Consider the following 23,075-nt stretch of genomic DNA (forward strand, 5'->3'; position numbering starts at 1 on the left):
TCTATCGGTATCGTCGACTCTCCAAGGACTATGAATGCCTCACCCTATCCAGCGAAACATTCATTCAAATCGCCATGATCAATTTGATGCTCAACAGACTGGAATAGCAACTTTTAAAACACGCTCTAAGCAAATACCTCGTCCAATACCCGGGACAGTCATTCTTATGCAAGCAGCCTCTCACTAAGGCTACACAAGAAAAGTCGGTCAGCCCCCCACAAAATCCGCCAGCCGCTTGGCCGCCTGTGCGTGAATGGCCGCATCCTGTTCAATGCCAACAAAGCGACAACCGGCCTCAAGCGCAGCAATACCGGTCGAACCCGAACCTAAAAATGGATCCAAAACGACGTGACCGGGACTGGTTGAACAGGCCATGATATGGCGCATCAAGGGCAGGGGCTTTTCACAAGGATGCTTGCCCGGATAGGGCTGTACTACCGGAAAATGCCAGACATCGGTGTGCGGTGCTACCTTGTCCATGGCAAAAGGTCGGCGTAACGCTTGGTACTGCTGCTTTAGGGTGTCGTATTGCGCTTTTAAACATTGGTAGTCGTCTTGCAGGGCGACATAGTCTTTTCCCAGCGAACCAGCCATCCCAGGCAAAGCATAACTTAGCCGGCTTCGGAATAGCTGCTGCAGCCAAGCGTAGGCTTCAGGTGTGGGCAATGCCCATTGCGAACGGCTAAACCAATGTGTCGCCATGCCACCTTGGCTGTTGGGTGTACCCCGCCATTCTCGCCAAGCCGCGTCAATCTCGCTGCAACGCCATCCCGCCCGCTTGCGTTCGTCATCCAGATAGCGGCGCAGCGGCTCGAACACGGTACGCCGTAGGGCGGCACACTGCGCCTTGTAGCCTGCCGCATCTTCAGCGGTACTGTCCGCGCCGTAATGTTCGGCAAACAGGATGCGCTCCGTTTGCGGAAAAAATCGCCGCTGGCTGGCGCGGCAAGTCCCCATGTGCCTGCCAGTAGGCTTCGCCCACACGATTTGATTCAACACCTGCAAGCGCTCGGCAATCAGCAACTCCACACGCGCCGCCATCGCAGGCGAAGCAAACAAGTAGAGCGAGCCGTTCGGCTTCAGGATACGGGCGCACTGGTCGAGCACCTGCCCCATCCAGACGGCGAACGCATCGGCGGTGCGCCACTGGCGGTCCCAGGCGTCGGACTTGACTCGGAAATAGGGTGGGTCGGTAATGATGGCATCGACGGAAGCGTCGGGCATGCTGGACATCAGCGACAAACAATCGGCGTGATGCAAGGTATACGGGGAAGCAGAAAGCGCCATGACAATTCCAGATCATGGCGCTCGGTGGCGCACTAGGTGCAGAGGCGCACGGCCTTCAAGGTATTCAGGGTTTTGCAGCGCGGGCACTTGATCACCAGCAGGGTGTAAGTGCCTTCGCCCAGTTTGCGATTACAACTACCGCATCGTATGGATTCCATGTTTTGTGAGCTTGGTTTGTGCTAGGCTCGCGGCCCCTCAGCGCTGAGGGGGCGGCCTTGGCCGGCTCACTGCCTGTTCAGTGGGTTCGGGGTTGGGTTGGGTGTTATCAGCGCCCAGCCCAACCGCCGTCTCTTTGTCGGGTCAGTCTTCCGCCCCGCTTCGAACTCGGGCGCGTTCGCGCCAGTCCGCCAACTCCAATACCGCCCAGTCTTCCATTAGGCCCGGTTGCCAATGAAAGACCACGGCAATATCGGCCATGGCATCTTCTACACAGTGAGGGAGCCCGCTTCCTTCACCGCTTTCGGCAGTAAAAAACCGGCAATCATTGTCCCGAATTGCACCAGATCAGCCGTATCAAGCCGGTCCATGTCCTGGGCGTTCAACGTTGGCTCACTGATACGCGGCACCACCCTGATAACGGCGTCGGTTTCCATCTGCATCAGATTCAGCAGACTGATGCCGCGCAGGTTGCCCGCCTTGGGTTTGCGCAAAGTCACGGTTTCAATCAGCTGCTCACCGCGTTGGATGGGGGTTTCCAGGGTGATGGTGTTCGGGTTGGTATTGGTCGGCGTAGCGATGAGATCGTCGGCGGTTTTTGTGTTACTCATGTTCTCTATCCTTTAGGGTTGCATTAGCGGCCAATGGCTTTACGGGCGGTGGCGAGGCGGTCATGGCCGTTCACCATGCACACCATGTTGGCTTGGTCGATCTCAATCTCTGTGCGACCGTTGATAACCAGCTTGTAGTAGCTCAGGTAAAACTTGGCCTTGAACGTCGTGTCGTCGCCTGCCTTGGCGCTACCGAAGTCGATTTCCTGAATCCGACCACGCACCACGACTTCCAGGTGATCATCACTGTCGCTACCCTCACGCTGGTACTGACCCGCAAAGCGCAGCGATACAGCGTCGTGTTTGGTGGCGGCGTACTGATGGAGCGCCTCCCGGATCAGCCCACCATAAGTGACCTCTATTTCGAGCTTTTCCTGGCCGAGATCGATACCGACAGGGCCATCCATGCCGCCAGCACGGAAGTCTTCCAGCTTGCGTGTGAGCTTGGGCAGCGTGACTTCAGTCGTTTCGCCGATGAAGTCATGCCCATCTAAAAAAGTGCTGAAGTATTTCAATTTGCTTGGAAATGCCATGAATGTTCCTTATCTAGGCGTTGATCTTGGTCGCGAAATCCGCCAAGTACCGGTCGGTAATGCGCTGGCGCAGCATGAGGTTTTCCAGGGGCGGGACGGGGGTGTAGTCGTAATCAATCGCCAGCTTGCCGCTCTTTAGCGTCGCCTCTGTGTTGAGGCTTGGGTCATACCAAGCCTTGCCCCCTAGCAGATAGCCGTTCGCCACCAATTCGCGAAACTTGGCGTTAATGCCTTCGATGATGTCTTTCACCAGCATCGTCGTGAGTGGCTTATCGACGGCCCATAGATGCGCCTCGGCGACGGTGTCGGCGATCACTTGCGCTGACCGGGTGTAGTTCTCGAACGCGAACAGCGGATCGTCCGACGTAGTGCGTGAACCCCAAAACCGGAAGCCATTGCTACGGATCGGGCAAGTGACTTCGTTCTGGTTCAGGTAGCCCGCGTCGGTAGCCGGCTCTTGCAAATCCCAGAACACATCGCGTTCCAGGCCGGTTACGCCTTCAATGCCGACATTCGATAGGGTCTTGTGCCACCCCTGTTCCTCGTCAAGCCTGGCACGTAGGCCCACAGCCCGGGCAGTCGCCCAACAGACCTTGGCGACATTGGCGTTGGTGTCCCATGCCGTGAGGTCGGGCCAGATCACCATTAACTCCCGTTGTCCAAAATTGTGGCGATACGCCACCGCCTCTTCCTTGGTTTTCGCGCCCCAGGCTGACACATAGCCGAACGCGCGCAGCTTCTTGGCGATGGCTGCCAGTTCCGCTGCAACGGGCTGGGTATCGAGACCGGGACACGCGAGAATGCGCGGCTTAACGCCGAGCATGGTTTCCGCCATCAGCAAGGCTTTCATGCCGGTATAGCGGCCCGCTGCGTTCACGCTGCCAATGACGTTGCTACTCATTGCGGCTTCTGCGGTCACAGCATCAACGCCGGGCACGGCTTCCCGGTTGGCGCTTGCAGTCACAGGCGCGATGGCAGGCCGCGCCACGCCTTCAGCGACACGCACAACAACCACAACGGGCTTGGCTTGGTCGGCAATGGCGTCGAGCGTCGCCGCCAGTGTGCCCCTGGTGCCGGCCTTGCCAATGGCGGCATACAGATTGGTAATCGATACCGGCGTATCGAGGGGAAAGGTTTCTGCATCGGCATCGTCTGCCGTACAGACCACACCGATAACAGCGGTGCTGACGGTGCGGATAGGGCGAGTGCCGTTGTTGATTTCAACAACACGCACGCCATGGTGGTAATCAGTCGCCATAGGCTTCTCCTGAACGGGGTAAGTGATACCCCGCCAGCTTGCCCGGGCTTGGCTGATTGGTCAGTCGATAGGGATTGTGTGAACGCCTGCCACAAACCACCCCGGCCCGTTGTTTAACTTTGACAGGTCGGGGTGGCTACGGTGGCGTCACTCAGCCGGTGGAACGGGCCATTGCACGTTGTCGAGGTCGGCCACGTTTTCCGGCATATCCCGTAAAGCAGACCGATAGCGTGCCCAGGCAGCCCGCTTCTCCGTGGTGATGGGCATGTCCGGCAATTGCGTTTTGTCGCACTCGCGTAGTAGCTGGTCGCGTTGGATACGTAACACATCAAGCTTGGCCTCATGGATCAAGCTTGCAGCGGTTTTGTCGTCGATCCCGACTTCGCGCAGCATCGTTGCCGGGACATTCTGCATGCCATTGGGCAGGCGGCGAATCAGTAGAAAAGCGTTTTGCATCGGTTGTTCCTTGCACTAGGGGGAGTAAATGCCGTTAGCCTCTGGTCGTCTGGGCTGGGCAATACCGCTTTGCCTCGTCGGCATCAAAGGGAATCGGCTCGGCTTCCCAGCGTGTATTGACGTGATCGGCAGTGTGAATAACGCGCTCCGCGCCTGAGCCATCATGAAAGCCGAAATTCAATAGTGGCCGGTTGGCGATGATCCGGTATTTCAAACCACCCCCACGCAGGTACAACCCCGACATCACAGAGCAGTACTGTCCAAATGCCCCGTTCTCGACGCGGTTATGGCTGGGTTTGCTGTTGTCGAGCTTGTATTCCTTGCAGTACATACTGAAGCTGGGGTGGCTGACCGTGGGGTTATAGACATAGGCGTAGTGAAGGTACTTGAACACCGTCGGACCACCGCCCCAGGCGCAGTCACCCTGTTCAAGCACAAGCAACAGGCTGGCTTGGTGCGCACTCGCTTTATTCAAAGGCCGCGTGTCTTCGTTCCAGTTAAATGGCCGTCCGATGTTGATGCGGGTTACCCCTGCCTCGCCGGGTGACTCGCCCATCCACCAGACCGGGTAACACTTGTCGGTGCTGCCGCCAATCGTGATGTCCTTCACCCAACGTTTTTCAGGGGTGTTGTCGAGCATCCATTGGTCCATATCCCCAAGCTTGGCTAACACGCGGGCATCAATAGACGCTTGCTTGCCTTGTACTGCCTGGACGAGGGCTTTGACTTCTCTTGTTTGTTCGCTGATGGCTTCTTCGAGACTCATCGTTCTAATTCCGTTAGAGGGGTTTTAAAAGGGGTGCCAGCTGCATGCGGGCTAGATAGAAACTCATGGCTGCCTGGACGCTCAAGTGTTCGGCTATACACAGGCCAAGCTGTGGGCCTGTGGTATGGATCGTGACGCTATTGGCTGGTAATACAGACAGATCAAAATCGAAGGCAATCGCCAACGTCTGATTGGCCGGCTTGTAGCCGATCACTTGCTCCGGATGGCTCCAAACCGCCAACAGGAGGTTGTCGTTACAGATCACGCCGACTTCACGCACCCAACCTTCGATAGCGCCATCGGCGAGCACTTCCATATGCAACAGCGTGTCACTCAGTGATTGCCCTGCGGCAATGGGATAACGCGCCAGTTCGGCTTGAAGGGCGGTATGTCCCTGAGTTGGCGCATAGGCCGCGCTGCCTATGGCGATATGCGTAATCTTCAACGCGATACCGGTTGCATCGGCGCGCTGTATGGCGGCAAGCGCCGCCTGTTGAATGACTGGAACGAGTGGCGTCATAAACAAGCCTTCAGGGTGAGGGTTATCTGTGGCAGTGCTTGCAGGCTGGCGGAGGCACACAGCGGCAAGCCGATAGCGGCATGACTGCTGGCCCGGGCGCGATGCGTAACCTGCGGCACGACCTGTATGGCGCTGGCAAGCACGAGTTGATTGGAAAACAGCGCACCAAGTCGTAAGGTGTATTGGCTGCGTGCGTTACGTGTGGCATCGACGACGCAGCGTATGCGCTCGTACAGCTGAGGCGACGCAATGACGTTTTCTTGCTGGTTGTCATTCACCCAGGCGGTCAACTGAAAGGTATAAGGCACCGCCCCCGGCAATTCACGCCACTCTTTGAACTCGACCCTGAGCCCCAGGGCTTCCAGTGCGCGACGCACCGAACCGGCTGTGCCCTTGTGCTTGTGTATGGCGATGCTGCTGCGTATCAAGGCGCGCTTGGCGGATTCGTTCCCTGCCTCTTCCCAGCCGTCCACTGCGAGTGACCATGCCAGCCACGGCAAGTGACCTGTTGGGCAGCGCTGCGCATCCGCCAGCCAGCCTATGGGTGTCGGGTCGAGGTCGAAGCGGTCCGCCTCGGCAATCGCACGCTCCAGCGGCGTCGAATTCGGTGGCAACAGGTTCATAGTCCGGCCTCCAACTTGATGGCCGTGCAGTCGGGAAAATGGCGCACATCGCAACGAATCGTCTCGGCTGGCGACGCCAACACCACGTTACGCACGCCCGTGACATGCAAAGCCGCCAGAATGGCAGACCGCGACACCATGCCGCCCAACTTGCGGGTACTGGTCAGCAGGCTTTCCAGCCGTTGCCGCGCCGCTGTCTGGACAGTCCCGGTATCCGGGCCTGTGGCGATTTCCAGACGGGCGACCACTTCAAACGGTTGTGCCTTGCCGAATAACACTCTGGGGTTGTCGGTCAGCGGGCGCACGTCTTCAGCCGATAAAGCCGCCTGTACGTTGTCGAGCAGAGCCTTCACTTCGACGTGCGCATCGGTACGCGGGAGGATGGCGATCGACACATCACCCGGTAGCGGGTTATCCAAGCCCGCATCATAGGTACAGACCAGCGCAAGGCAGCCGCTTGGCAACTGACTGCGCAGGTTGTCGTTCAGTGGGGCAGCGGCAAACGTCGGGGCATCGATAGAGGCATCGGCAACCTGTTCGGATGCGCTCAGGCAATGGAACAGATATGCCCCGCGCGAACCCGCCACCGAAAATCCTTCAAGCGCCATCCGTGCGCGGTTGCGCAGGTCGTGGTCGCTCTCCCATATGGCCGGCTTAAGTGGCGTAATGCTCGTGTCTTCTGGCGATATCAGCAGCCGCGACACGCCATAGTCCGCAACCCGGTTATCCAAATCACAGCCCGTTGCATGGGCCAGCAAGCTGGCCCGCGCTGCATCGTTGATCCGCGCCCGCAAGGTCAGCTCGCGATAGGCGCTTTCCTGCAACAGCTTCACCATCGGTTCCGATTCGAGCGCCAAGGCTTTAGCGACGGCGGGGCGCTCCTCTGCGCGTATCAGTGTCAGCAACCGCGCCTTACGCTGTTCGAACAGTGCTTCATAGTCGAGTGGCTCGACAATGTCAGGGGCGGGCAGCAAGGACAGGTCAATCATGTCCGTGCCCCCATGTTCAACGGTAAAGACAGGTCCAGCGGCTGCCGCTCGAAACCGGCTTCGCTGTGGCTGCCAACAATGTTCACCACTACCGCGCCGGCCTGTGCGCCCAGCTCGACCCACACCCGCGAAAGCCGGATACGAGGCTCCCAGCTAAGCAAAGCCATCACCACCGCGGCATTCAGCTTGGCAATCGTTGCCCGGTTAATCGGCTGGTCGATCAGAAAGGGCAGCAGAGAACCAAACTCGCGCCGCATCACCCGGCTTTGTGTGGGCGTGGTGAGGATGGTCGTAATGGACTGGCGTAAGTGATCGTGCCCGCCCAGTGCTTGCCCGGTCTGCGGATGTAATCCCAGGTAAGCCACGGTCAGCCCCCCAAAGGCGGGCTGGTCGGCGCACCGTCGCCCTGTTCCTGATGGACATGGCCCTTGAGGCTGATGCTACCGGCTACCACATCGCCGGACACCTTCAGGTCACCGCTCTGGATCGACATAGAGCCGTCCAGGGTAGCGACCGCACCACCAGCACCCCCACTGCCCGACATGCCGCCCATAAACGACAGGCTGCCTTGTACAACCAGCTTGCCGGTAACGGTGGTCGTGGGGGCATCAATTGTGATGCTGCCACCCGCCTTGACCACGGCACTGCTACCCGCTTCGGCAAGCAGAGATTGACCCGCTTTGGCGGTGATTGAATCACTGGCGTCGATTAAGGCGGACTTGACACCCGTAGCCGTCAGCGCGCCCAGCTCGACGTCGTAACAAAGGCGTGCGCCGTCAGGAAAGCTGACAACATGGGTATGAGGGCTGGCATCGGGCGCGGGCTTGGCGTCCGAGTACAAACCCGGCAGCACGTAGCCGGCCGCCAACTCGCCACTGGGGCAGAGCACCACCACTTGCTCGCCAATATCGGGCGGGCTCCACGTTCGGGTATTGCCGGCGCGCAGCGTTAACCAAGGCAACCAATCGGTTTCGATCCCCCCGGTTTTAACGCGGCAACGTGCCTCTTGGTGGTCAACAACGGAAACAATGCCAGAACGAATCTGGCTTTCAAAACGGCGGGATAGGTCGGCGTAAGTATTCATACGCACAGCTTGCCGAGGCTGCGCGCGATGGTCATGGGATGGGGATTGTGTGGGGGCGTGCTACAAGCAGCCGGCAAAAAGAAAGCGCGCCCGGAGGGACGCGCTAATGGATGCTTGGTAATACCAGTTAGGGACTGGAAATATAGAGGGCCGCACGTGGAATGCAACCATCTCTGAGAGCCATGCCCCGATTACTTCAGCTCAATACTTGGCTTAGCTGACTTAGAACCTCTTTATCCTCAGCATTTCCTTTTTCCGCGGCCCTTTTAGCCCAATAGAGAGCCTGATCTAGTTCTTTACCTAATGAGCAATCAAGATAGAAGTCACGCAGTTTTCTAATAGCTTCCAAATTGCCAGATTTTGCCAGCCGCTTTTCCTTTGCCTCTTTGAATACTTGGCAATAGGACGGCCCAGAGACAGTCTCTGCTGCATACAGCATGTTACACATTAGGATTGCGACGACGAACCTTCTCATCTCTTTCACCTTGGGAAAGTACGATATGTACCAGGGTCATTTCGGTTGACAGGTGCATGGATGTCACCATTCTTGTGACCATAGGGAGTCGGTAGCGGCCCCGTTCTTGTATACCACACAGACCTATCAGGGGCAGTTACGTTTGTTCCCCGTACCCTCGAAAACATTTCACCAATGGATGGCTTACCTTTCGGCGCATCTTGACCTGTATTGCATGCTTTCATTACCACGGGCATTTCTGGCGAACATCCCGATTGGTTCAACTTCCTATCAAGGTCACTCAGGCTACGCGGGTTTGCATAGTAACGATTTTTCTTGCCCGTACTTGAGTCCGTGACATGCGCATATGAGCCGTGTGCGTAAACGACGCAGGAACCCGGTATATCCGCGTCTGCTTCGGCTCCTGCATGCTGGACAGGGTCAACGTTGCGATCAAACCAGTTCACCTTTACTAGGCCATTAGGGTCTACATAACTAAGCGGATTGTTTTCGACGTATGCATAAGTGTTGACCCCAGCCTCAAGCCCGACCGGATCACTTTCTAAGTAACGTGCAAACGCGCTATTGCCGAAGACAATAATCGCCAGCCAAAGCAGGCTTAGCCGAATTAATTTAAAGAACTGCATCGTGCTTCCTATGGTTTTTGGATTGGTTTTGCATTTTTCAGGGTAATGACGTTGCGACTACAAGAAACCTATTAAGCTAACTACGGGGTTTTGAATTTTCTGGCGGAGGCAACCGCCAACCCAGTGACTCGGCCTTGCTCCACAGGTATTCCATTTCTTCTTCAAGCTGGAAAAAACGGCCAATCAATTCAGGCGGGATGTCGATTGGCCTTGGATAGTTACGGATAAAATCTCTCTGACGTATACGCTCATTCGCGCTCGCCCAATGCAACATTGCCGGCACAAAAGTTGGGGCATATTTCAACAACATGAAAGCCAGACCAACTCGGGGGCCTTCCATGCGTTTGTCTGCATAAAACTCCAATAGCGTCTGAGAAATGCTTAACACCTCCTCCCTAGCGGTCAGCGGCTTTAGATAAAGGCCGTTCTTAATCGCCAAGTCGGTCATCGGCATTTGCTTGCGTATCCACACTTCACGCGTAAACCCCGCCCCACTGGTCGTCTCCAAGTTGTAGGACGTGCCGGTTTCATCCCGGTAAATGACGAAGTTGTGTTCAGGCGCAGTCGCCAGACTGAGGTCAAGGCCAATCTTTCGCCCCAGGATCAAGAACAGATGCGGCATTGACACGCAATTGCCTTTCCGCGTTCCGAGATAATTCGACAACAGGCGGCTTCTGAATCTTTTGCCTCGTGGGTCGCTCAAGTCGTAAGAAAACGGCCGGTTATCATTCCAAGGCCCAGGCTGATAGAGGTAGGTTTTCAGGGCTTCCAGCTTGTCGCGGCTGGATGGTTTGGCAGGGAGCCTTGCCTGAATTTCTGCTGCCATCGCGTCCAGCTGTTTCAGCTCCCGCTCAATATCGACACTTGGGTCGGCCATACGGTCAACGGTCAGCTTGACCCGGGCAAAGTCGATCTTTGCAGCCGGCCGAGTCAGCAACGCCTGAATCGTCTTGTAGTTCTCGTCGATGGAAGACGAGCGCGGCGCAGCCATGACCACGACTGACACCACACACCACAGGAGGGAAGAAATAGCGAGGAAATACGGCGTGCTACTTGAACAACGAGGGGTTGAAGCCAACATGCGAGACGACTTAAACAGGAAAGCCGCGCATGATAACTGACAAATTTAGAGTTCTAATTCAGTTCTTTTCAACAATTTCTCAGCGTCGATTAAGGCGGTCTAGGGTCCCGCCAACTTAGCCAACACGGCTGTTTTCACTCTTTCGTAATCCTCGCCACTCAGCCCCAGCAACGGCCGCGCGACATAGTCCACTTTCGGCCCACCTCTCTTCACGCTATCCCGCAAACCGAAGTGATGAACACGCGCCACCCATTGCGCCCTGCCTGCGAACTGGACGATGGCTTCATTGCCCGTCGCACCGGCAGTGAGGTTGCGCGCCATGCGCAGTTTCTTGAACATCCGCTCTCGAATTTTTCCTTTACGCTGGCGTAGCTTACTTGGCTTGCGCGGTACAAATCCTGCACCGTCCGGCGTTACCTGTCTGGCGATACGCTGGGCATTGGCGCGGCGCAGATCAACCGCGATGTGCCGAGCCAGCTTGCGGCGCTCGGCAGCAGAGAGCCGCTGCAACAGCCCGTCGCACCAGTCTGTCAGCTGGGTTAACTCGGCCATGCTGGCACCAGCCTTTCACCGAGTTCCAGGCCGGGCAGCCACTGCACCCACAGGTTACCTTTGGGGATGTTCTCGCCCAGGTGCTCGGCTTCCAGGCCGCCATCCCGTTCGCTGACCTTTACCTTCTCAGTCAGCTTGAGCTTGATTTCGATGTCGCTCGCCTCATGGTTCAGTGGTTCCACTTCAAAGCGGATACCGTCAGCCTGCCGCTCGGCATTCTGGATCAAGTCGGACTGATGCTGCCTGAGCCAGAGCAACAGCGGCACAAACAGCGCATCAAGGCTGTCGGCGAAGTCGAGCACGAATACGCGGAGCGTGTACTGGTACTCAAACGACAGGCTTTTACCCCAGTTGGTGCGTAGCCTGCCCTCATCAACGAACACCAGCAGCTTGTCCGGGTTCTTAGCGAGCGCCGGGTTTGACTGGGTTAGATGCTCCCGCAGGGATTGGGCCTTGTACATCGACATCGTTGTCTTTCTGACAGGTAATGGTCATATCGACCTGCGCGGCGCAAACCGCCCAAGCCAGCTCAGTCGCTTCAATCTGTTGCAGCAGGTCGCGGTTCTGTGTCGCTTTGCTCGCCGGCAGCTGACACGGCGTTAGCAGCGGACAACCATTGACGATAATCGGCCGCACTGGTGAAGGCGGGACGCTCGCGCAGCCGGACAACATCAGTAGGTAGAGGCACAGCGCCCCAAGCCTGCACAGCGGGTTTGTCATGTTCTAGCCTTTCGTAGTATCGGGCACGCTCGGCCGCCAGCGTTTTCAGCATGTCGTCTAACTTTTGCCGGTGTTCCTGCAAAGCCTGGATGCGCTTCACCATCTCAATGAGGCCGGTTAGTTGTCCGTTCGTTTGAATCTTGTCCGCTTCCAACTCGGCTACGTACTCTTGCAGCTGTGTCACACGCTCTGCATACCTGCCTCTCTCCGCCTGAGTACGATAGAGGTTGAACACGGTAAGCATTAGGCAACCTGCCACCAGTAGCGAGGTCCACCGCATCATGCCGGCACCTTGGCACTGAACTGCGCATAGGCGCTAGCCAGCTTGGTGTCGTAGCGGTTCACGCGATAGGCTGGCCCGTTATACAGGTTGGCAAATGCCGTCCAATCGCGTTCACGTAGTGCAGCCAGTAGCTTTTCATCAGCCAGGATGAAGGCGACAAAGGCGTCGAGTTGCTTACGCTCATCGCTCGCCATCGCATCCGCAAAAGCCTTTGCGGAGTCATAGCCCAGGCGTTGCCAGTGATAGCCCATGATTTGGAAGCGCCCCCAGCTACAAGCGCCAATGGCACAACCTTCGTCTAGTAACGCGGCCAGATCGAAGCGCTTATGCTCGCCCGCACCGCCCACGTACCCCCCGCGTATTGGGTTCACCACATCCACGTAACGCGCTGCATAGGCGTCAGCGTTCTTGCCGGCCTGCTTGAGTAGCCGGTACATCACGTGGCGTTCAAAAAGAATCTTTGGACGACCGTCCTGCAGAAAGCCGGCACCACGGCTTTCGACCTCACACACAGCCTGGATGGCGGGCAAGGTCACCCCCAGCCTCATGGCGGCGTGGCGCAGGTCAGCAATAGACAGATCCCGGTTTGTATTGGCCTGTGCTTCAGACATGGTCATTTCTCCTTATGAATCGGGTAATTGGGTGTTCGCGGCGCAGTTTTGGCGCGCGGAACAAGTCGGCGAGGTTGCCGCGCGCGGCGCAGACCGCAACGGCGAGTAGCAGCGCCATCACAAGGCTGCTGACATCGAGCGGCACTGATTGGCCCAGTAGGTGGCGCAGCGGCACGGAACCGGTCGCAACTACCAGCAGGTAAGCCATCCAGGCCACACGTGGGCGGTGCTGCCCTTCGACACGCCTAAAAGCCAGCAGGCGCAGTGCTATGAAGCCGCACAGGCAGACATATAGCGCCATCATGATTTCGCCCCGCCTTTCTGACGCAGCTTGGCGAGTAAGGCTTTAAGGTAAAAGCCCAATACAACCAACAAAATCAACAATGCAAGCGACGTGACAACCCCAAGACACGCGAAAGGGAAGAGGGCGGCAAGCAAAAGAAGGAAGGCGGGAAGCAGGCCTTCCATTAAAAGAAATCCCAGACAGCGACGGAGCACACCGCGGCCAAAGCGAATGCCCAGCAGGCACAAGACAATCAAACCAAACAGGGAAACAAGCGTCGCCATCATGATTCCGTCCCGCCCTTCTGACGCAGCTTGGCGAGCAGGGCCAACGGGTTACTGGCCTCACCGATCAGCCAGAGCAACAGCTTCACCGAGACCGCAGCAGCGATGACCGCCCCGACACTGGGCGTCACCGTGACATGCGTCGGTAGCAACCAGACCAGCAGGCTGGTACAGGTTGCCGCCCCAGCCATCCCGGCAAGGAAGGCCACCACGAAGTAGCCAACCTTGCCGAGGCTGCTGATGTCTTTGGCGCTGAGGATAAAGACCACCGCCCCAGCGAATGCGCCCATGACGACACCGGCATCAATGCCGGGAAATAAACTCACCACGACGGCAGCCAGCAGGCTGGTATTGGCAAGCGTGCCCGTCGTGGCAGTAACAGGTTCAGCCATGATTTTTAGTCCCAAAGTTGAATGAGTGTTGCGGTCGGTGGCGTGGGCAATTCGGGCAGTACTACGGCTGTACCGTGTGGCAGCACCGGACCCAACGCCGCCAATCCCCGGTTAGCTTGCAAGACGGTCTCGACTACCCCAGCCGTTCGGCCATAGTGGCGATAACAGATCAGGTCCACCGTATCGCCCTGGTGCGCAATGACACGCATCACAGCAACGCCACCGTGCAGCGTGACTTGCCCATGATGTCGTTGAGGGCATGCCGGGCATCACGTAGCAGCTCGCCAATGTTGTGCTCGAGCGCGTCGGCTTCTTCGTGACCGCTCTTGGTGCTATCGAAGTGGCGCAGGCGCTCAATGAGGTTGGCAGCAGCAAAGCAATAGACAGCGCGGCGATAGCGCATGGCATAAATGCTTTCCCCGCCGATGGCATCCACTGGTACGACTGCCAGCGACATGTGACCCCGGCTTTTTTGTTGGTCAGCCCACACAGCCAATTCCGCATTGGCGCTCGCCATCGCCTCGACAACGGCATGGCGCAGCCTTGGCGGGGTGACTGTGCTGTCCAGGCGCTGCACCTCTCGCACTTCGCTTAGCCGGATGCTGGGGAAGAACGGCGTGTTGATAATCTCGTCGCCGGTATCGGTGGCGGTCGGCTTGCTCTCGCCCAGGGCGATAAAAGTTTTACTCATGGCAGGGCATCCAGTGGATGGGCTCGGAGGCGGTGGAGGGGGATTTGTGTCGTGCCGCTGGCACACACGCCACCCCCTGCCGCCCGCGCGGGGGAACGCTCGGTATCAGCTTTCAGTTACGGGGGTTTCCGCAGCTGTAGCCAAGTTCTTTAAGTCACGCTGTAGCCGCTCGATGTCTTTCTTCACCCCAGCCTTGTCGTGCAGTTGCAGTGCGCGTTCCAAGTGGGCTAACGCTTGGCGCTTGGCATATTCCACCGTTTCAGGTGGGCTTGCGGCTGCCTCTCTGTTCCAGGCATAGCCAAGAGCTTTTTCCAGCTTGGCGCGTACCGGATCGGGCATATCACGTCCCGTCAGCAGATGGTCCGCATCCTGTAAGACCTGAAGGGGCATTGCACTGTCGGGTTTAGGTGCTTGGTCGGCCAGCTCTTCCGCAATCAGACAGGGCAAAGGCCGCTGGTAGTGGTCGGGCGGAGCCAAGTTGAAGCGCAGCGCATGCCGGGCAATGTCGAGCGCGCCTTGCCAATCGCCGACGTCAATTCGCCATACCAAGACCGTCATCAACACATCATCCTGTGCGCCCTCACCTTGAAGAGCGCCGTCCACCCAGGCGCAATACTCGGGTAGTACCTCGCGCTTGACGGCGACCTTGCCTTCCAGGCTTTGAATCCGCTTGAGTCGGGTCTTGTCCTGATGCAGCTTGAGACGCATCTGCGTATAGGCGCTGTTATCCGCCATGCCGCCATATTCATTGGCGTTCGCTGCTTTCTTTGCCAGTACGCGCAATCTGTGTTCACGTGCGGGGCTCATCATGATTAGCCCGCTCCATTATTGGCAGTAGCAAGCGTGACCGGTTTGGTCTCCTCGACCATCTCAATGTTTTCTACCAGACAGCCGGCTTCGTACAACTCGACCACATAGGCGTCGTTCGAACTTTCGTAGTTGGCAATCTGGTCGCAGTCCGGCTCTTCTCGGATATGGCGACGACGGCCGCTTTCCTGCCAATAGATCGACAGGTTCGTGAGCGGTGTAATCAGCATCTTGCCCGCCGGGAAGAACGGCGCACGCACGACCTGCAATCCGCCCATACGCTTCTGGCTCACAATCAGGTCGGTTGCCAGCTTCTCGGTTGGGACTTGATCCTTGTTGATGAGCGGGAAGTATTTATCGGCCAGCAGGTCACGGCCGCAGATCACCACTAGATCGGGGTTTTCTTGATACTGCGCGTCGATCAGGGTATTCACCGCATCAAATACCAGGGCATCAAGGTTGTCGTAACGTTGCTTGGTACCGACCGTTACCTTACCCGTCACCGTGCCTTCACCCGTCATCACGTTTTCCGGTGCGTGCATTCGATACTTTTGCAGCCAGCCAATATTGACGTCCTGTAACAGCGGGTTGGTGTTGCGGTCGGTATTCTCCGCAACACTGGTCCCGTTGAATCCGATCATGATGCGGTCCAATGCCTGCTGCCGAATAATCATGTCGCGCAACAAGGTCTGAAACGCGGGGAACTTGGCCCACATATCGAGTTGCGCATACGAAACGGCAGTGTCGAAGTTGGTCTTCTCGCACTTGTAGGTGTTGGAATCCATGCCGGCGATATTGCGCGGCACACGGGGATTCTGCTTTGTTGCCTTGGTTCTGCCCGCCACGGTGCTGGTAATGCCCAGGCGCAGGGCTTCCCCGGTCAGTTCGGTGACGGGTGTCAGATTGATGCGCTTTAGGAAGTCGCTGGATTCCTGAATCCGCTTTTCCAATGTCTGTTGCACAGACGGGCTGACCGAGAAAGTGTTGTAGGTAGCGGTAACATTGTTCAGCCTCGCGATATTGGCGATGAACTTGTCAAACTCAACGCGGGTTTGATTACGCATGGGGTGGGTGTCTCCGGTAAATCAGTAAGGTCAGGTCTTAGCAATCGGTGTCGAATGAACCACCGCTACCGCCTGTGGTAATCGGGCGGCTCTCACCGGCCGGCGTGGTGTCCATTCGGTACTTGAATTGGGTGAAGTTGTCGCGATCACTCTTAAGCTCGGTTTCCAAGCGGTTCACGGTCTCGCGCAGCTCGGTAATCTCGTCGACCTGGGTTTTCATGCTCTCTGCGACGGCGTCGAGCACCTGTCGAACATCGCCGTATTGCTGGTCGGTCTTGGTCTTGCTGGACTTAAGTAGGCTGGTGAACCGGTTGAACTTTTCGAGTAGAGATTCCGTACCTTCTGTAGATTCGGTCTCCAAATTGAGTTCGAGCGGCTCGGCGACCGTGAACAGGTTGCCGGGAGTTTGTTTACGCGGCGTGAGCGGATTGTTGTCGCCTTGCCCGGCAGCAAACTTCAACATCTCAGTCCCTAAGCTGGCGGGGCTATCCGTTACAGCCAACCCAACGAGATACGCCTCGCCCGACCCCGCGAAATTCGGGTTTAACTCGATCGAGCTAAACAGCTTTTGCCGTGCCTTGTTAAACGCCACCAGCTCAGGCGTGGGGTTGATCTGCGCAAACAGCGTGCGCTTGCCATCGACATCCTCAGCCTTGAGCGCCACGACGTCGCCATAGGACTTAAATGCACTATCGGGATGAATGCCGCGATAGTGTTCAAGATTCACCAGGGCGGTGTACTTGTCGCGCTTGTAGTTCTTGGCAGCTTGGTCGATCCAGGCAGCGGAAATCTCGCGGCCATCAGTTGTTGCCCCGGCTTGGGCGATGCGGAAAAATTTCATTGGCAGGTTCCGTTGAGTAATGCCGCCATCTTCCGCGCGGCCTCGGCGACCCTCAACGAAGCGCCATTGTGTGGGCTAGTGCCACATTGACTATCGCGTGGCAGGTGCGCACACGCCCGCCAACATGGCGGCATGACACAAAACGCTACCATTCTCCCCATCGAAATCGATCCGCGGCGCTTCGCCCGTGCGCTGTACTGGCAAGGCTGGCGCATCAAGCAAATCGCAACCCATCTCAACGAAAAGGTAACGACGGTACACAGCTGGAAACGGCGCGATGAATGGGACAACACCGACCCTATAGACCGGGTTGAATCATCGGTCGAATGCCGGCTTCAGCAGCTCGTTGCGAAGGAGGTGAAGAGCGGTGCCGATTACAAGGAAATCGACCTACTTGGCCGCCAGCTTGAACGCGCTGCCCGGGTACGCAAGTACAGCAATGGCGGCAACGAGACGGATCTGAACCCCAAGATTGCCAATCGCAACAATGGACCGCGCAAACCGCCCCAACGCAATGCATTCAGCGAGACCCAGCAAGCCGAGTTGATCCGGCAGTTCACGGAGTCGATGTTTGACTATCAATACGAGTGGTTCAGGGCAGGGAAGACTCAGAAGGTCCGCAATATCCTGAAAAGCCGCCAGATCGGCGCAACGTACTACTTTGCGCACGAAGCCCTGGTTGACGCGCTAACGACGGGGCGGAATCAAATCTTTCTGTCGGCCAGCAAAGCGCAGGCGCATGTTTTCAAGAACTACATTACGAAGTTCGCGAAGACGGTGGATGTCGAACTGCGTGGCGAAACCATCATGTTAAGCAATGGCGCGCAATTGCATTTCCTCGGTACCAATGCTGCTACTGCTCAGAGCTATACCGGCAACCTGTATGTCGATGAGTACTTCTGGATTCCCCGCTTCAAGCTATTGCAAGAGGTCGCCAGTGGCATCGCCAGCCATAAGCATTGGCGCGAAACGTATTTCTCGACGCCTTCCAGCAAAGCGCACGAGGCTTACCCCTTCTGGTCGGGCAAGGAATTCAACGTTGGCCGACCCAGCGGCGAACACATTGAGCTAGACATCACCCATAAGGCACTTGCCGGTGGGCGCTATTGCGAGGATGGCCAGTGGCGACAAATCGTGACGGTCATGGACGCTGTAGCGCGCGGCTGCCATCTCTTCGACATCGAGCAGCTCAAAAGCCGCCGCAGCCCTGCCGCGTTTCAACAGCTGTTCATGTGTGAGTTTATCGACGATGGGGAAAGCGTTTTCCCGCTCAGCATGTTGGAAAACTGCATGGTCGATAGCTATGAGGTCTGGCACGACTTCAAACCCTTCGCCCTTCGCCCCTTTGGCCATCGGGCAGTCTGGATTGGTTACGACCCTGCCTACACGGGTGATAGCGCCGGCCTGGTTGTTATCGCACCACCCCTCGTTCCAGGCGGCAAGTTCCGCGTATTGGATACGCGCCAACTTAAAGGCCGTGACTTTGCTGAACAGGCTGCCGCCATCAAGTCGCTTACCGAAATCTACAACGTGACTTACATCGGTATCGATACGACGGGTATCGGGCAGGGCGTGTTTCAGCTGGTGAACCAGTTTTTTCCTATGGCAAGGGCGTTCAATTACTCGGTTGACGTCAAGAACCGCCTTGTCATGAAAGCACAGGACGTGATTCGTCACGGACGCCTCGAATTCGACAGTGGCAAGAATGATTTAACCGCCGCCTTTATGGCGATCCGCAAGACCATCACCCCTAGCGGACGATACACCACATACGAAGCCAGCCGTTCAGCCGACGCCAGCCATGCCGACTTGGCATGGGCTTGCATGCACGCTTTGGCAAATGAACCGCTTGAAGGCATGAGTGAAGCGAATACCGGATTTATGGAGCTATGTTGAACATGAACAAACGCCAACGTCGCCGCTTTGCTAGCGTACCACCACTGCCAGCAGCACCCACCGCACCGAATTCAAGTGAAGCTGGCATGCAAGCCTTTTCCTTTGGCGAGCCGGTACCGGTACTCGACCGACGCGAAATACTCGACATGCTGGAATGCGCAACGATGGGGGACAAGTATTACGAGCCGCCGATTAGTCTCGATGGCTTGGCCCGCACCTATCGCGCCGCCGTCCACCACAGCAGCGCCATTCAGGTTAAGTGCAATCTCATGGTCAGCACCTACAAGCCGCACCCACTATTAAGCCAATCGGACTTTGCGCAATTCGTGCTCGACTATTTGATCTTTGGTAATGCCTATCTAGAACGCAAGACGGCACTAAGCGGCAAAACCCTGAAGCTGGAAACCAGCCTAGCGAAGTACACCCGGCGTGGTATTGACCTTGATACCTACTGGCTTGTCAGGGTCGGCAAGGAACCACACCAGTTCAAGCAGGGTGGGGTTTTCCACCTCAGAGAGACCGACATCAACCAAGAGATTTATGGCATGCCGTACTACCTGAGCGCCAACAACAGCACATGGCTGAACGAAAGCGCCACGCTGTTTCGGCGTAAGTACTACCTGAACGGCAGCCATGCTGGCGTGATTCTGTATCTGACCGACCCCGCGCATAATCAGAAAGACGTGGATAGCCTACGTACCGCCATGCAGCAGAGCAAAGGTCCGGGTAACTTCCGCAACCTGTTCATGTACGCACCGTCTGGCAAGAAAGACGGCTTACAGGTGATTCCACTGTCTGAAGTCGCGGCCAAAGATGAATTTCTCGGCATCAAGAACACGACCCGTGATGACATGCTGGCAGCGCACCGAGTGCCACCACAAATGATGGGGATTATTCCGAACAATACGGGGGGCTTTGGTGATGTCGAGAAAGCGGCCGAAGTATTCGTGCGCAACGAGCTGACGCCGCTGCAAAACCGCATGAAGGAACTGAACGAGTGGCTAGGCCAGGAGGTAATACGGTTTGAGCCGTACAGCCTGAGACAGACCAGCTAGGACCTAAACAAGAAACCGCCTAAATAGGCGGTTTAGTTTTCTACAGCCATACGTAACGTAACGCCATAGCTTGACCCGATAAATATCGAAGAAGCTGCAACCAAGCCAAGGAAGAACCGATCCCTGGCCCGCTTGTAATCATCAGCCTTTCGTAGCCATGCGGTTAGAACTGCCACACCACCTACAACAGTAAATAGCCCGCCAGCTAACATAATCAGCGCGGTCGCGACGGTAATGGGACCAACATAGACGCTTTGCTTGGTCGCTTCGGCGATGAGCAGCACATAAACGGCATCGGCAAGGGATGCTAGGACCAACAGAACACCGCACCCCTCGCCTATCCAACCTGCGACACTACGGCTTGCTTTCATCGCAACCCTTCTCGGCAAAGTCTTTCAGCCAGCATTGCCAAGCCGCAACACTGAGACGGACGCCAAATAGACGGCGTTCTTACTTTCGCGTGTGACGCTACTGCGCTTCGATGTCCTTTTCGAACTCGTTCAATCGCTCGATTATCTCCGGCTTCCCTTGGTACTTCTTCAGCAGTGTATTTAACTGGCGGTCAGTACCGGTACAAAGCTTCTTAATATTCGCCTGAATCTCGCGTTGTCGTTGCTTGTCGTTGTTCTCGCCGACTTCGCCGCGAAAGTGGTCACAACCTTCCCGCTTATCAATGAAGCGCTGAACATCTTTGGGGAAGACGACATCGCCAGAAGCAAACCCCACACTTGCCATTGTCCATAGGAAAAGTAAGGGTAGGTGCCTTGTCATGATTAACGCCCGTCAGTAGACCAATGCGGTTTATCTTCACCAGAACCGTTGTACTTGATGACACTGTAGCTCGCGCCAACTTTATGCAGCTTCTCGTTCATCCCCGTCTTTGGTGCCGTAGCAATCTCGACGGTTTCGCCCTTCGCATCGGCGATTGACAAAGTACCGCTCCAAGAGACGTTCATATCAATAGCGTTACCTTGGATATGTCTTGAATTCAAGGCAGGCGCTACGCCAAGCCCTTGCATGCCATAGCCGCTAACCATTGCCTTAGCTGCCTTGATGGACGCTGATTCAGAGTAGTTACCTTCAGCATCTGAGTGATCCCACTTGATGTCCACCCCCTCCATGGCGGGGATGTTGTTAGCCTTTGCCTTTCCCTTGGCAATCTTCCAACACCAATGCATCAAGTAAGCTCGCTCTTTGGGTCGCCGTGTCGCTGCAATCGTGACGCTAGCGCTTGCGGCTTTCAATGCTGCGATAAACGAAGCGACATTTTCTTTGAACGGTGTTTCCAGGTCGTCAATGTTCGTGCTGGTAGGAAAACGACTAACCCATTGCGCTCCACTTAATTCACTAGTCGTTTCAACAATTGCAGGTGTCCGGTCCGCAGTTGGCGTAAGCGTCACTTGCAGGGTCGTTGTCATAGTATGGGGCCTCAATGGTGGCGGTAAGGGCGGAATCTGCTGAAACTGTCTGCGTTAAGCCATTGTCGTCCGTGTAACCCAACGATGTTTTGCCGTTAGATAGTGTGATCTTGTAACGAATCTGCCTTAATGGCTGTCCTGTCTTCTTATCCTTCACCAAAAAATGCATGTCGTATTTGTGGGCCTGCTCGTTTAGGGATTCGCGAGCATCTGTGCCACTCCCCCGGTCTGATGGTGAGAACTGGCTAGTGATCGGGGCGGGTGCAGACCGATAGACATTGCCTGCTTCAACGTAAACCAATAGCAGGGTTTGGGAGCCGATCAATGTCGCACCGCAGGCTGTTTTGTGACCATGGACAGCAACGGGTTGCGTGCTAAATATCGTATCCATGACCCCTTCAATAATGGGGAATGTGCCATTGCATTTCGGGCAAGAAACCATGTCGCCAACACGAGCAATAGGCTTGCCATTAACGTTAGCAGTCATGTCGCCGCTTATGACTTGTCCGCCATGATCTGTCATATCACCCACCACGATCACTGGCCTACCCATTGATACCGCCTTGAAAAGCTCGCACGTGGTCCCCTGGTTTTAGTTCTATGCCCTTGGTAGGCGTGCGCATGATGCGCGAGAGGAACCGAGACTTCAAGCGATAGCGGTTGGCACTAATCAACTGCTGAATTTTTAGGCAATTCTAGGCAGTTAACACCGCTGGCGCGCGCTCGTATCCCCGCCACGCCCGCGCACTTCATAGGGCGCTTTTTATGCAGACGCATGATGGGCTGTCATGCCCGTGAATACTGGCGGGTTTGGGGGAAAGTCTGCTGCTGGAAATCATGCGTTTTCATGCAGTCTAGGCATGCACGATTGCAGATGCGTGGAGACGGGCTTGAAATGAATGGCTGAGTTCAACCCTAAGCGGACCTTGGCAGCTTTTTCGGCCAATATCCACTGGCTGCCCTTAGCGGTAACCCCTCGCATCTTAAACAAGGAACTTTTTTTACCCTGCCACTCGCCTACAGCAGACTCAGGAGAGGCATATGGGAATAAGGTAGGAGTGAACAAGTAGTGTTCTAAATGATTTTCACTACGCGGTATCGCATCCTTTTGTAATAACTACAATGAATGGATGAATGACTTGCGAGCGTGAACATGAAGGCTCCTGGCACTCCTCCAAATGAAGCAGCCCGGCTGAAAGCGCTACACTCTCTGCAAATTCTTGATACGGTTCCTGAAGAACGATTCGACCGCCTGACCCGGATGGCGAGACGCTTATTTGATGTGCCGATAGCTCTTATAAGTTTGGTTGATGCTGATCGCCAATGGTTCAAATCGTCTAGCGGGCTTTTAGCTTCAGAAACCCCGCGAGATATATCACTCTGTGGCCATGCCATCCTGGGAAATGAAGTCTTTATCATTCCTGATGCACAGGAAGACGATCGATTTGCCGATAACCCATTAGTTACGAGTGAGCCGTATTTCCGCTTCTACGCAGGCTGCCCTCTCCATCTCGCTAAGGACATCAAGGTAGGGACACTTTGCGTTATCGATGACAAACCACGTAGTTTCACTGTGGAAGCAGAAGCACTGCTTCAAGATATGGCCAATTTGGTGGAGGGGGAGCTCAATACACTCAATATATCGACCGTGGATGAGCTGACGAACATTTCCAACCAACTGGGCTTCTTACAGCTCGGCAATACAACCCTTAG

35 protein-coding genes and 1 pseudogene are annotated in these 23,075 nt (G+C 56.2%); 4 read left to right on the plus strand and 32 right to left on the minus strand.

Annotated elements, in window-relative coordinates; translation table 11 throughout:
* A pseudogene (locus tag ACUHMQ_RS16345) lies at nucleotides 1-107 on the plus strand (IS5/IS1182 family transposase); the annotation flags it as partial.
* A gap of 100 nt (nucleotides 108-207) precedes the next feature.
* Here the strand turns inward: ACUHMQ_RS16345 and ACUHMQ_RS16350 are convergent.
* The 28 genes from ACUHMQ_RS16350 to ACUHMQ_RS16485 all read right to left on the minus strand — a co-directional run bounded on the left by ACUHMQ_RS16350 (nucleotide 208) and on the right by ACUHMQ_RS16485 (nucleotide 16,993).
* Complete coding sequence (locus ACUHMQ_RS16350) at nucleotides 208-1,287, minus strand: DNA-methyltransferase (protein ID WP_445296529.1); 1,080 nt, start codon at nucleotides 1,285-1,287, stop codon at nucleotides 208-210.
* 32 nt (nucleotides 1,288-1,319) lie between these two features.
* Nucleotides 1,320-1,445 (minus strand): Com family DNA-binding transcriptional regulator, encoded by a 126-nt coding sequence (locus ACUHMQ_RS16355; protein WP_445296530.1) that lies wholly within the window; start codon nucleotides 1,443-1,445, stop codon nucleotides 1,320-1,322.
* 142 nt (nucleotides 1,446-1,587) lie between these two features.
* A complete protein-coding gene (locus ACUHMQ_RS16360; RefSeq protein WP_445296531.1) occupies nucleotides 1,588-1,704 on the minus strand; it encodes a GpE family phage tail protein in 117 nt (38 codons plus the stop codon).
* 8 nt (nucleotides 1,705-1,712) lie between these two features.
* Nucleotides 1,713-2,054: a phage tail assembly protein gene (locus tag ACUHMQ_RS16365; RefSeq protein ID WP_445296532.1), complete on the minus strand. Its 342-nt coding sequence runs from the start codon at nucleotides 2,052-2,054 to the stop codon at nucleotides 1,713-1,715.
* A gap of 23 nt (nucleotides 2,055-2,077) precedes the next feature.
* Nucleotides 2,078-2,587 carry a phage major tail tube protein gene (locus ACUHMQ_RS16370; protein WP_445296533.1) on the minus strand — a complete coding sequence of 170 codons (510 nt, stop codon included), beginning with the start codon at nucleotides 2,585-2,587 and terminating at the stop codon, nucleotides 2,078-2,080.
* A gap of 13 nt (nucleotides 2,588-2,600) precedes the next feature.
* Complete coding sequence (locus ACUHMQ_RS16375) at nucleotides 2,601-3,845, minus strand: phage tail sheath protein (protein ID WP_445296534.1); 1,245 nt, start codon at nucleotides 3,843-3,845, stop codon at nucleotides 2,601-2,603.
* 147 nt (nucleotides 3,846-3,992) lie between these two features.
* Nucleotides 3,993-4,301 (minus strand): tail fiber assembly protein, encoded by a 309-nt coding sequence (locus tag ACUHMQ_RS16380; RefSeq protein WP_445296535.1) that lies wholly within the window; start codon nucleotides 4,299-4,301, stop codon nucleotides 3,993-3,995.
* A gap of 34 nt (nucleotides 4,302-4,335) precedes the next feature.
* Entirely contained in the window at nucleotides 4,336-5,067 is a 732-nt protein-coding gene (locus tag ACUHMQ_RS16385; protein WP_445296536.1) for a hypothetical protein, read from the minus strand.
* A 13-nt stretch (nucleotides 5,068-5,080) separates the two neighbouring features.
* On the minus strand, nucleotides 5,081-5,587 hold the full coding sequence (locus ACUHMQ_RS16390; protein WP_445296537.1) for a phage tail-collar fiber domain-containing protein: 507 nt from the start codon (nucleotides 5,585-5,587) through the stop codon (nucleotides 5,081-5,083).
* Complete coding sequence (locus ACUHMQ_RS16395) at nucleotides 5,584-6,210, minus strand: phage tail protein I (RefSeq protein WP_445296538.1); 627 nt, start codon at nucleotides 6,208-6,210, stop codon at nucleotides 5,584-5,586. Before ACUHMQ_RS16395 ends, ACUHMQ_RS16390 begins: the two co-directional genes overlap by 4 nt.
* Nucleotides 6,207-7,199 (minus strand): baseplate assembly protein, encoded by a 993-nt coding sequence (locus ACUHMQ_RS16400; RefSeq protein WP_445296539.1) that lies wholly within the window; start codon nucleotides 7,197-7,199, stop codon nucleotides 6,207-6,209. Before ACUHMQ_RS16400 ends, ACUHMQ_RS16395 begins: the two co-directional genes overlap by 4 nt.
* Complete coding sequence (locus tag ACUHMQ_RS16405; protein ID WP_445296540.1) at nucleotides 7,196-7,564, minus strand: GPW/gp25 family protein; 369 nt, start codon at nucleotides 7,562-7,564, stop codon at nucleotides 7,196-7,198. Before ACUHMQ_RS16405 ends, ACUHMQ_RS16400 begins: the two co-directional genes overlap by 4 nt.
* A gap of 2 nt (nucleotides 7,565-7,566) precedes the next feature.
* Entirely contained in the window at nucleotides 7,567-8,283 is a 717-nt protein-coding gene (locus ACUHMQ_RS16410; RefSeq protein WP_445296541.1) for a phage baseplate assembly protein V, read from the minus strand.
* A gap of 196 nt (nucleotides 8,284-8,479) precedes the next feature.
* A complete protein-coding gene (locus ACUHMQ_RS16415) occupies nucleotides 8,480-8,758 on the minus strand; it encodes a hypothetical protein (RefSeq protein WP_445296542.1) in 279 nt (92 codons plus the stop codon).
* 5 nt (nucleotides 8,759-8,763) lie between these two features.
* A complete protein-coding gene (locus ACUHMQ_RS16420; protein ID WP_445296543.1) occupies nucleotides 8,764-9,384 on the minus strand; it encodes a DUF8616 domain-containing protein in 621 nt (206 codons plus the stop codon).
* A 76-nt stretch (nucleotides 9,385-9,460) separates the two neighbouring features.
* Nucleotides 9,461-10,375, minus strand: coding sequence for a transglutaminase family protein (locus ACUHMQ_RS16425; protein ID WP_445296544.1), 915 nt, complete (start codon nucleotides 10,373-10,375; stop codon nucleotides 9,461-9,463).
* A 189-nt stretch (nucleotides 10,376-10,564) separates the two neighbouring features.
* Entirely contained in the window at nucleotides 10,565-11,017 is a 453-nt protein-coding gene (locus ACUHMQ_RS16430) for a phage virion morphogenesis protein (RefSeq protein ID WP_445296545.1), read from the minus strand.
* Nucleotides 11,005-11,484, minus strand: coding sequence for a phage tail protein (locus ACUHMQ_RS16435; RefSeq protein WP_445296546.1), 480 nt, complete (start codon nucleotides 11,482-11,484; stop codon nucleotides 11,005-11,007). Before ACUHMQ_RS16435 ends, ACUHMQ_RS16430 begins: the two co-directional genes overlap by 13 nt.
* On the minus strand, nucleotides 11,420-11,737 hold the full coding sequence (gene lysC / locus ACUHMQ_RS16440) for an Rz1-like lysis system protein LysC (protein WP_445296547.1): 318 nt from the start codon (nucleotides 11,735-11,737) through the stop codon (nucleotides 11,420-11,422). The genes ACUHMQ_RS16435 and lysC overlap by 65 nt, the downstream gene beginning before the upstream one ends.
* A gap of 279 nt (nucleotides 11,738-12,016) precedes the next feature.
* Complete coding sequence (locus tag ACUHMQ_RS16445; protein WP_445296548.1) at nucleotides 12,017-12,631, minus strand: N-acetylmuramidase family protein; 615 nt, start codon at nucleotides 12,629-12,631, stop codon at nucleotides 12,017-12,019.
* Complete coding sequence (locus ACUHMQ_RS16450; protein ID WP_445296549.1) at nucleotides 12,624-12,935, minus strand: phage holin family protein; 312 nt, start codon at nucleotides 12,933-12,935, stop codon at nucleotides 12,624-12,626. Before ACUHMQ_RS16450 ends, ACUHMQ_RS16445 begins: the two co-directional genes overlap by 8 nt.
* Complete coding sequence (locus tag ACUHMQ_RS16455; RefSeq protein ID WP_445296550.1) at nucleotides 12,932-13,201, minus strand: hypothetical protein; 270 nt, start codon at nucleotides 13,199-13,201, stop codon at nucleotides 12,932-12,934. Before ACUHMQ_RS16455 ends, ACUHMQ_RS16450 begins: the two co-directional genes overlap by 4 nt.
* Nucleotides 13,198-13,590: a putative holin gene (locus ACUHMQ_RS16460; RefSeq protein ID WP_445296551.1), complete on the minus strand. Its 393-nt coding sequence runs from the start codon at nucleotides 13,588-13,590 to the stop codon at nucleotides 13,198-13,200. The genes ACUHMQ_RS16455 and ACUHMQ_RS16460 overlap by 4 nt, the downstream gene beginning before the upstream one ends.
* Before the next feature lie 5 nt (nucleotides 13,591-13,595).
* Nucleotides 13,596-13,799, minus strand: coding sequence for a tail protein X (locus ACUHMQ_RS16465; protein ID WP_445296552.1), 204 nt, complete (start codon nucleotides 13,797-13,799; stop codon nucleotides 13,596-13,598).
* Nucleotides 13,799-14,281 carry a head completion/stabilization protein gene (locus ACUHMQ_RS16470; RefSeq protein ID WP_445296553.1) on the minus strand — a complete coding sequence of 161 codons (483 nt, stop codon included), beginning with the start codon at nucleotides 14,279-14,281 and terminating at the stop codon, nucleotides 13,799-13,801. Before ACUHMQ_RS16470 ends, ACUHMQ_RS16465 begins: the two co-directional genes overlap by 1 nt.
* Nucleotides 14,282-14,386: 105 nt before the next feature.
* The gene (gene gpM, locus ACUHMQ_RS16475) at nucleotides 14,387-15,091 is read right to left on the minus strand and encodes a phage terminase small subunit (RefSeq protein WP_445296554.1); all 705 of its coding nucleotides are present in this window, start codon (nucleotides 15,089-15,091) and stop codon (nucleotides 14,387-14,389) included.
* A 2-nt stretch (nucleotides 15,092-15,093) separates the two neighbouring features.
* Complete coding sequence (locus tag ACUHMQ_RS16480; RefSeq protein ID WP_445296555.1) at nucleotides 15,094-16,152, minus strand: phage major capsid protein, P2 family; 1,059 nt, start codon at nucleotides 16,150-16,152, stop codon at nucleotides 15,094-15,096.
* A gap of 37 nt (nucleotides 16,153-16,189) precedes the next feature.
* A complete protein-coding gene (locus ACUHMQ_RS16485) occupies nucleotides 16,190-16,993 on the minus strand; it encodes a GPO family capsid scaffolding protein (RefSeq protein ID WP_445296556.1) in 804 nt (267 codons plus the stop codon).
* Nucleotides 16,994-17,125: 132 nt separating this feature from the next.
* On the opposite strand from ACUHMQ_RS16485, the gene ACUHMQ_RS16490 reads away from it, so the two are divergent.
* Entirely contained in the window at nucleotides 17,126-18,889 is a 1,764-nt protein-coding gene (locus ACUHMQ_RS16490; protein ID WP_445296557.1) for a terminase ATPase subunit family protein, read from the plus strand.
* A gap of 2 nt (nucleotides 18,890-18,891) precedes the next feature.
* Complete coding sequence (locus ACUHMQ_RS16495; RefSeq protein ID WP_445296558.1) at nucleotides 18,892-19,944, plus strand: phage portal protein; 1,053 nt, start codon at nucleotides 18,892-18,894, stop codon at nucleotides 19,942-19,944.
* Nucleotides 19,945-19,976: 32 nt separating this feature from the next.
* On the opposite strand, the gene ACUHMQ_RS16500 is transcribed toward ACUHMQ_RS16495, so the two are convergent.
* From ACUHMQ_RS16500 to ACUHMQ_RS16515, 4 genes are all read right to left on the minus strand, one after another.
* Nucleotides 19,977-20,315 (minus strand): hypothetical protein, encoded by a 339-nt coding sequence (locus ACUHMQ_RS16500; RefSeq protein WP_445296559.1) that lies wholly within the window; start codon nucleotides 20,313-20,315, stop codon nucleotides 19,977-19,979.
* Nucleotides 20,316-20,412: 97 nt separating this feature from the next.
* Nucleotides 20,413-20,715: a hypothetical protein gene (locus tag ACUHMQ_RS16505; protein WP_445296560.1), complete on the minus strand. Its 303-nt coding sequence runs from the start codon at nucleotides 20,713-20,715 to the stop codon at nucleotides 20,413-20,415.
* A 2-nt stretch (nucleotides 20,716-20,717) separates the two neighbouring features.
* Nucleotides 20,718-21,362, minus strand: a complete 645-nt coding sequence (locus tag ACUHMQ_RS16510) for a hypothetical protein (protein ID WP_445296561.1) — start codon at nucleotides 21,360-21,362, stop codon at nucleotides 20,718-20,720.
* Nucleotides 21,301-21,915, minus strand: coding sequence for a PAAR domain-containing protein (locus ACUHMQ_RS16515; protein WP_445296562.1), 615 nt, complete (start codon nucleotides 21,913-21,915; stop codon nucleotides 21,301-21,303). The genes ACUHMQ_RS16510 and ACUHMQ_RS16515 overlap by 62 nt, the downstream gene beginning before the upstream one ends.
* Before the next feature lie 600 nt (nucleotides 21,916-22,515).
* On the opposite strand from ACUHMQ_RS16515, the gene ACUHMQ_RS16520 reads away from it, so the two are divergent.
* On the plus strand, nucleotides 22,516-23,075 hold a 560-nt coding region (locus ACUHMQ_RS16520), incomplete at its 3' end, for a GAF domain-containing protein (RefSeq protein WP_445296563.1).

The sequence above is a fragment of the Chitinimonas violaceus genome (assembly GCF_052601015.1).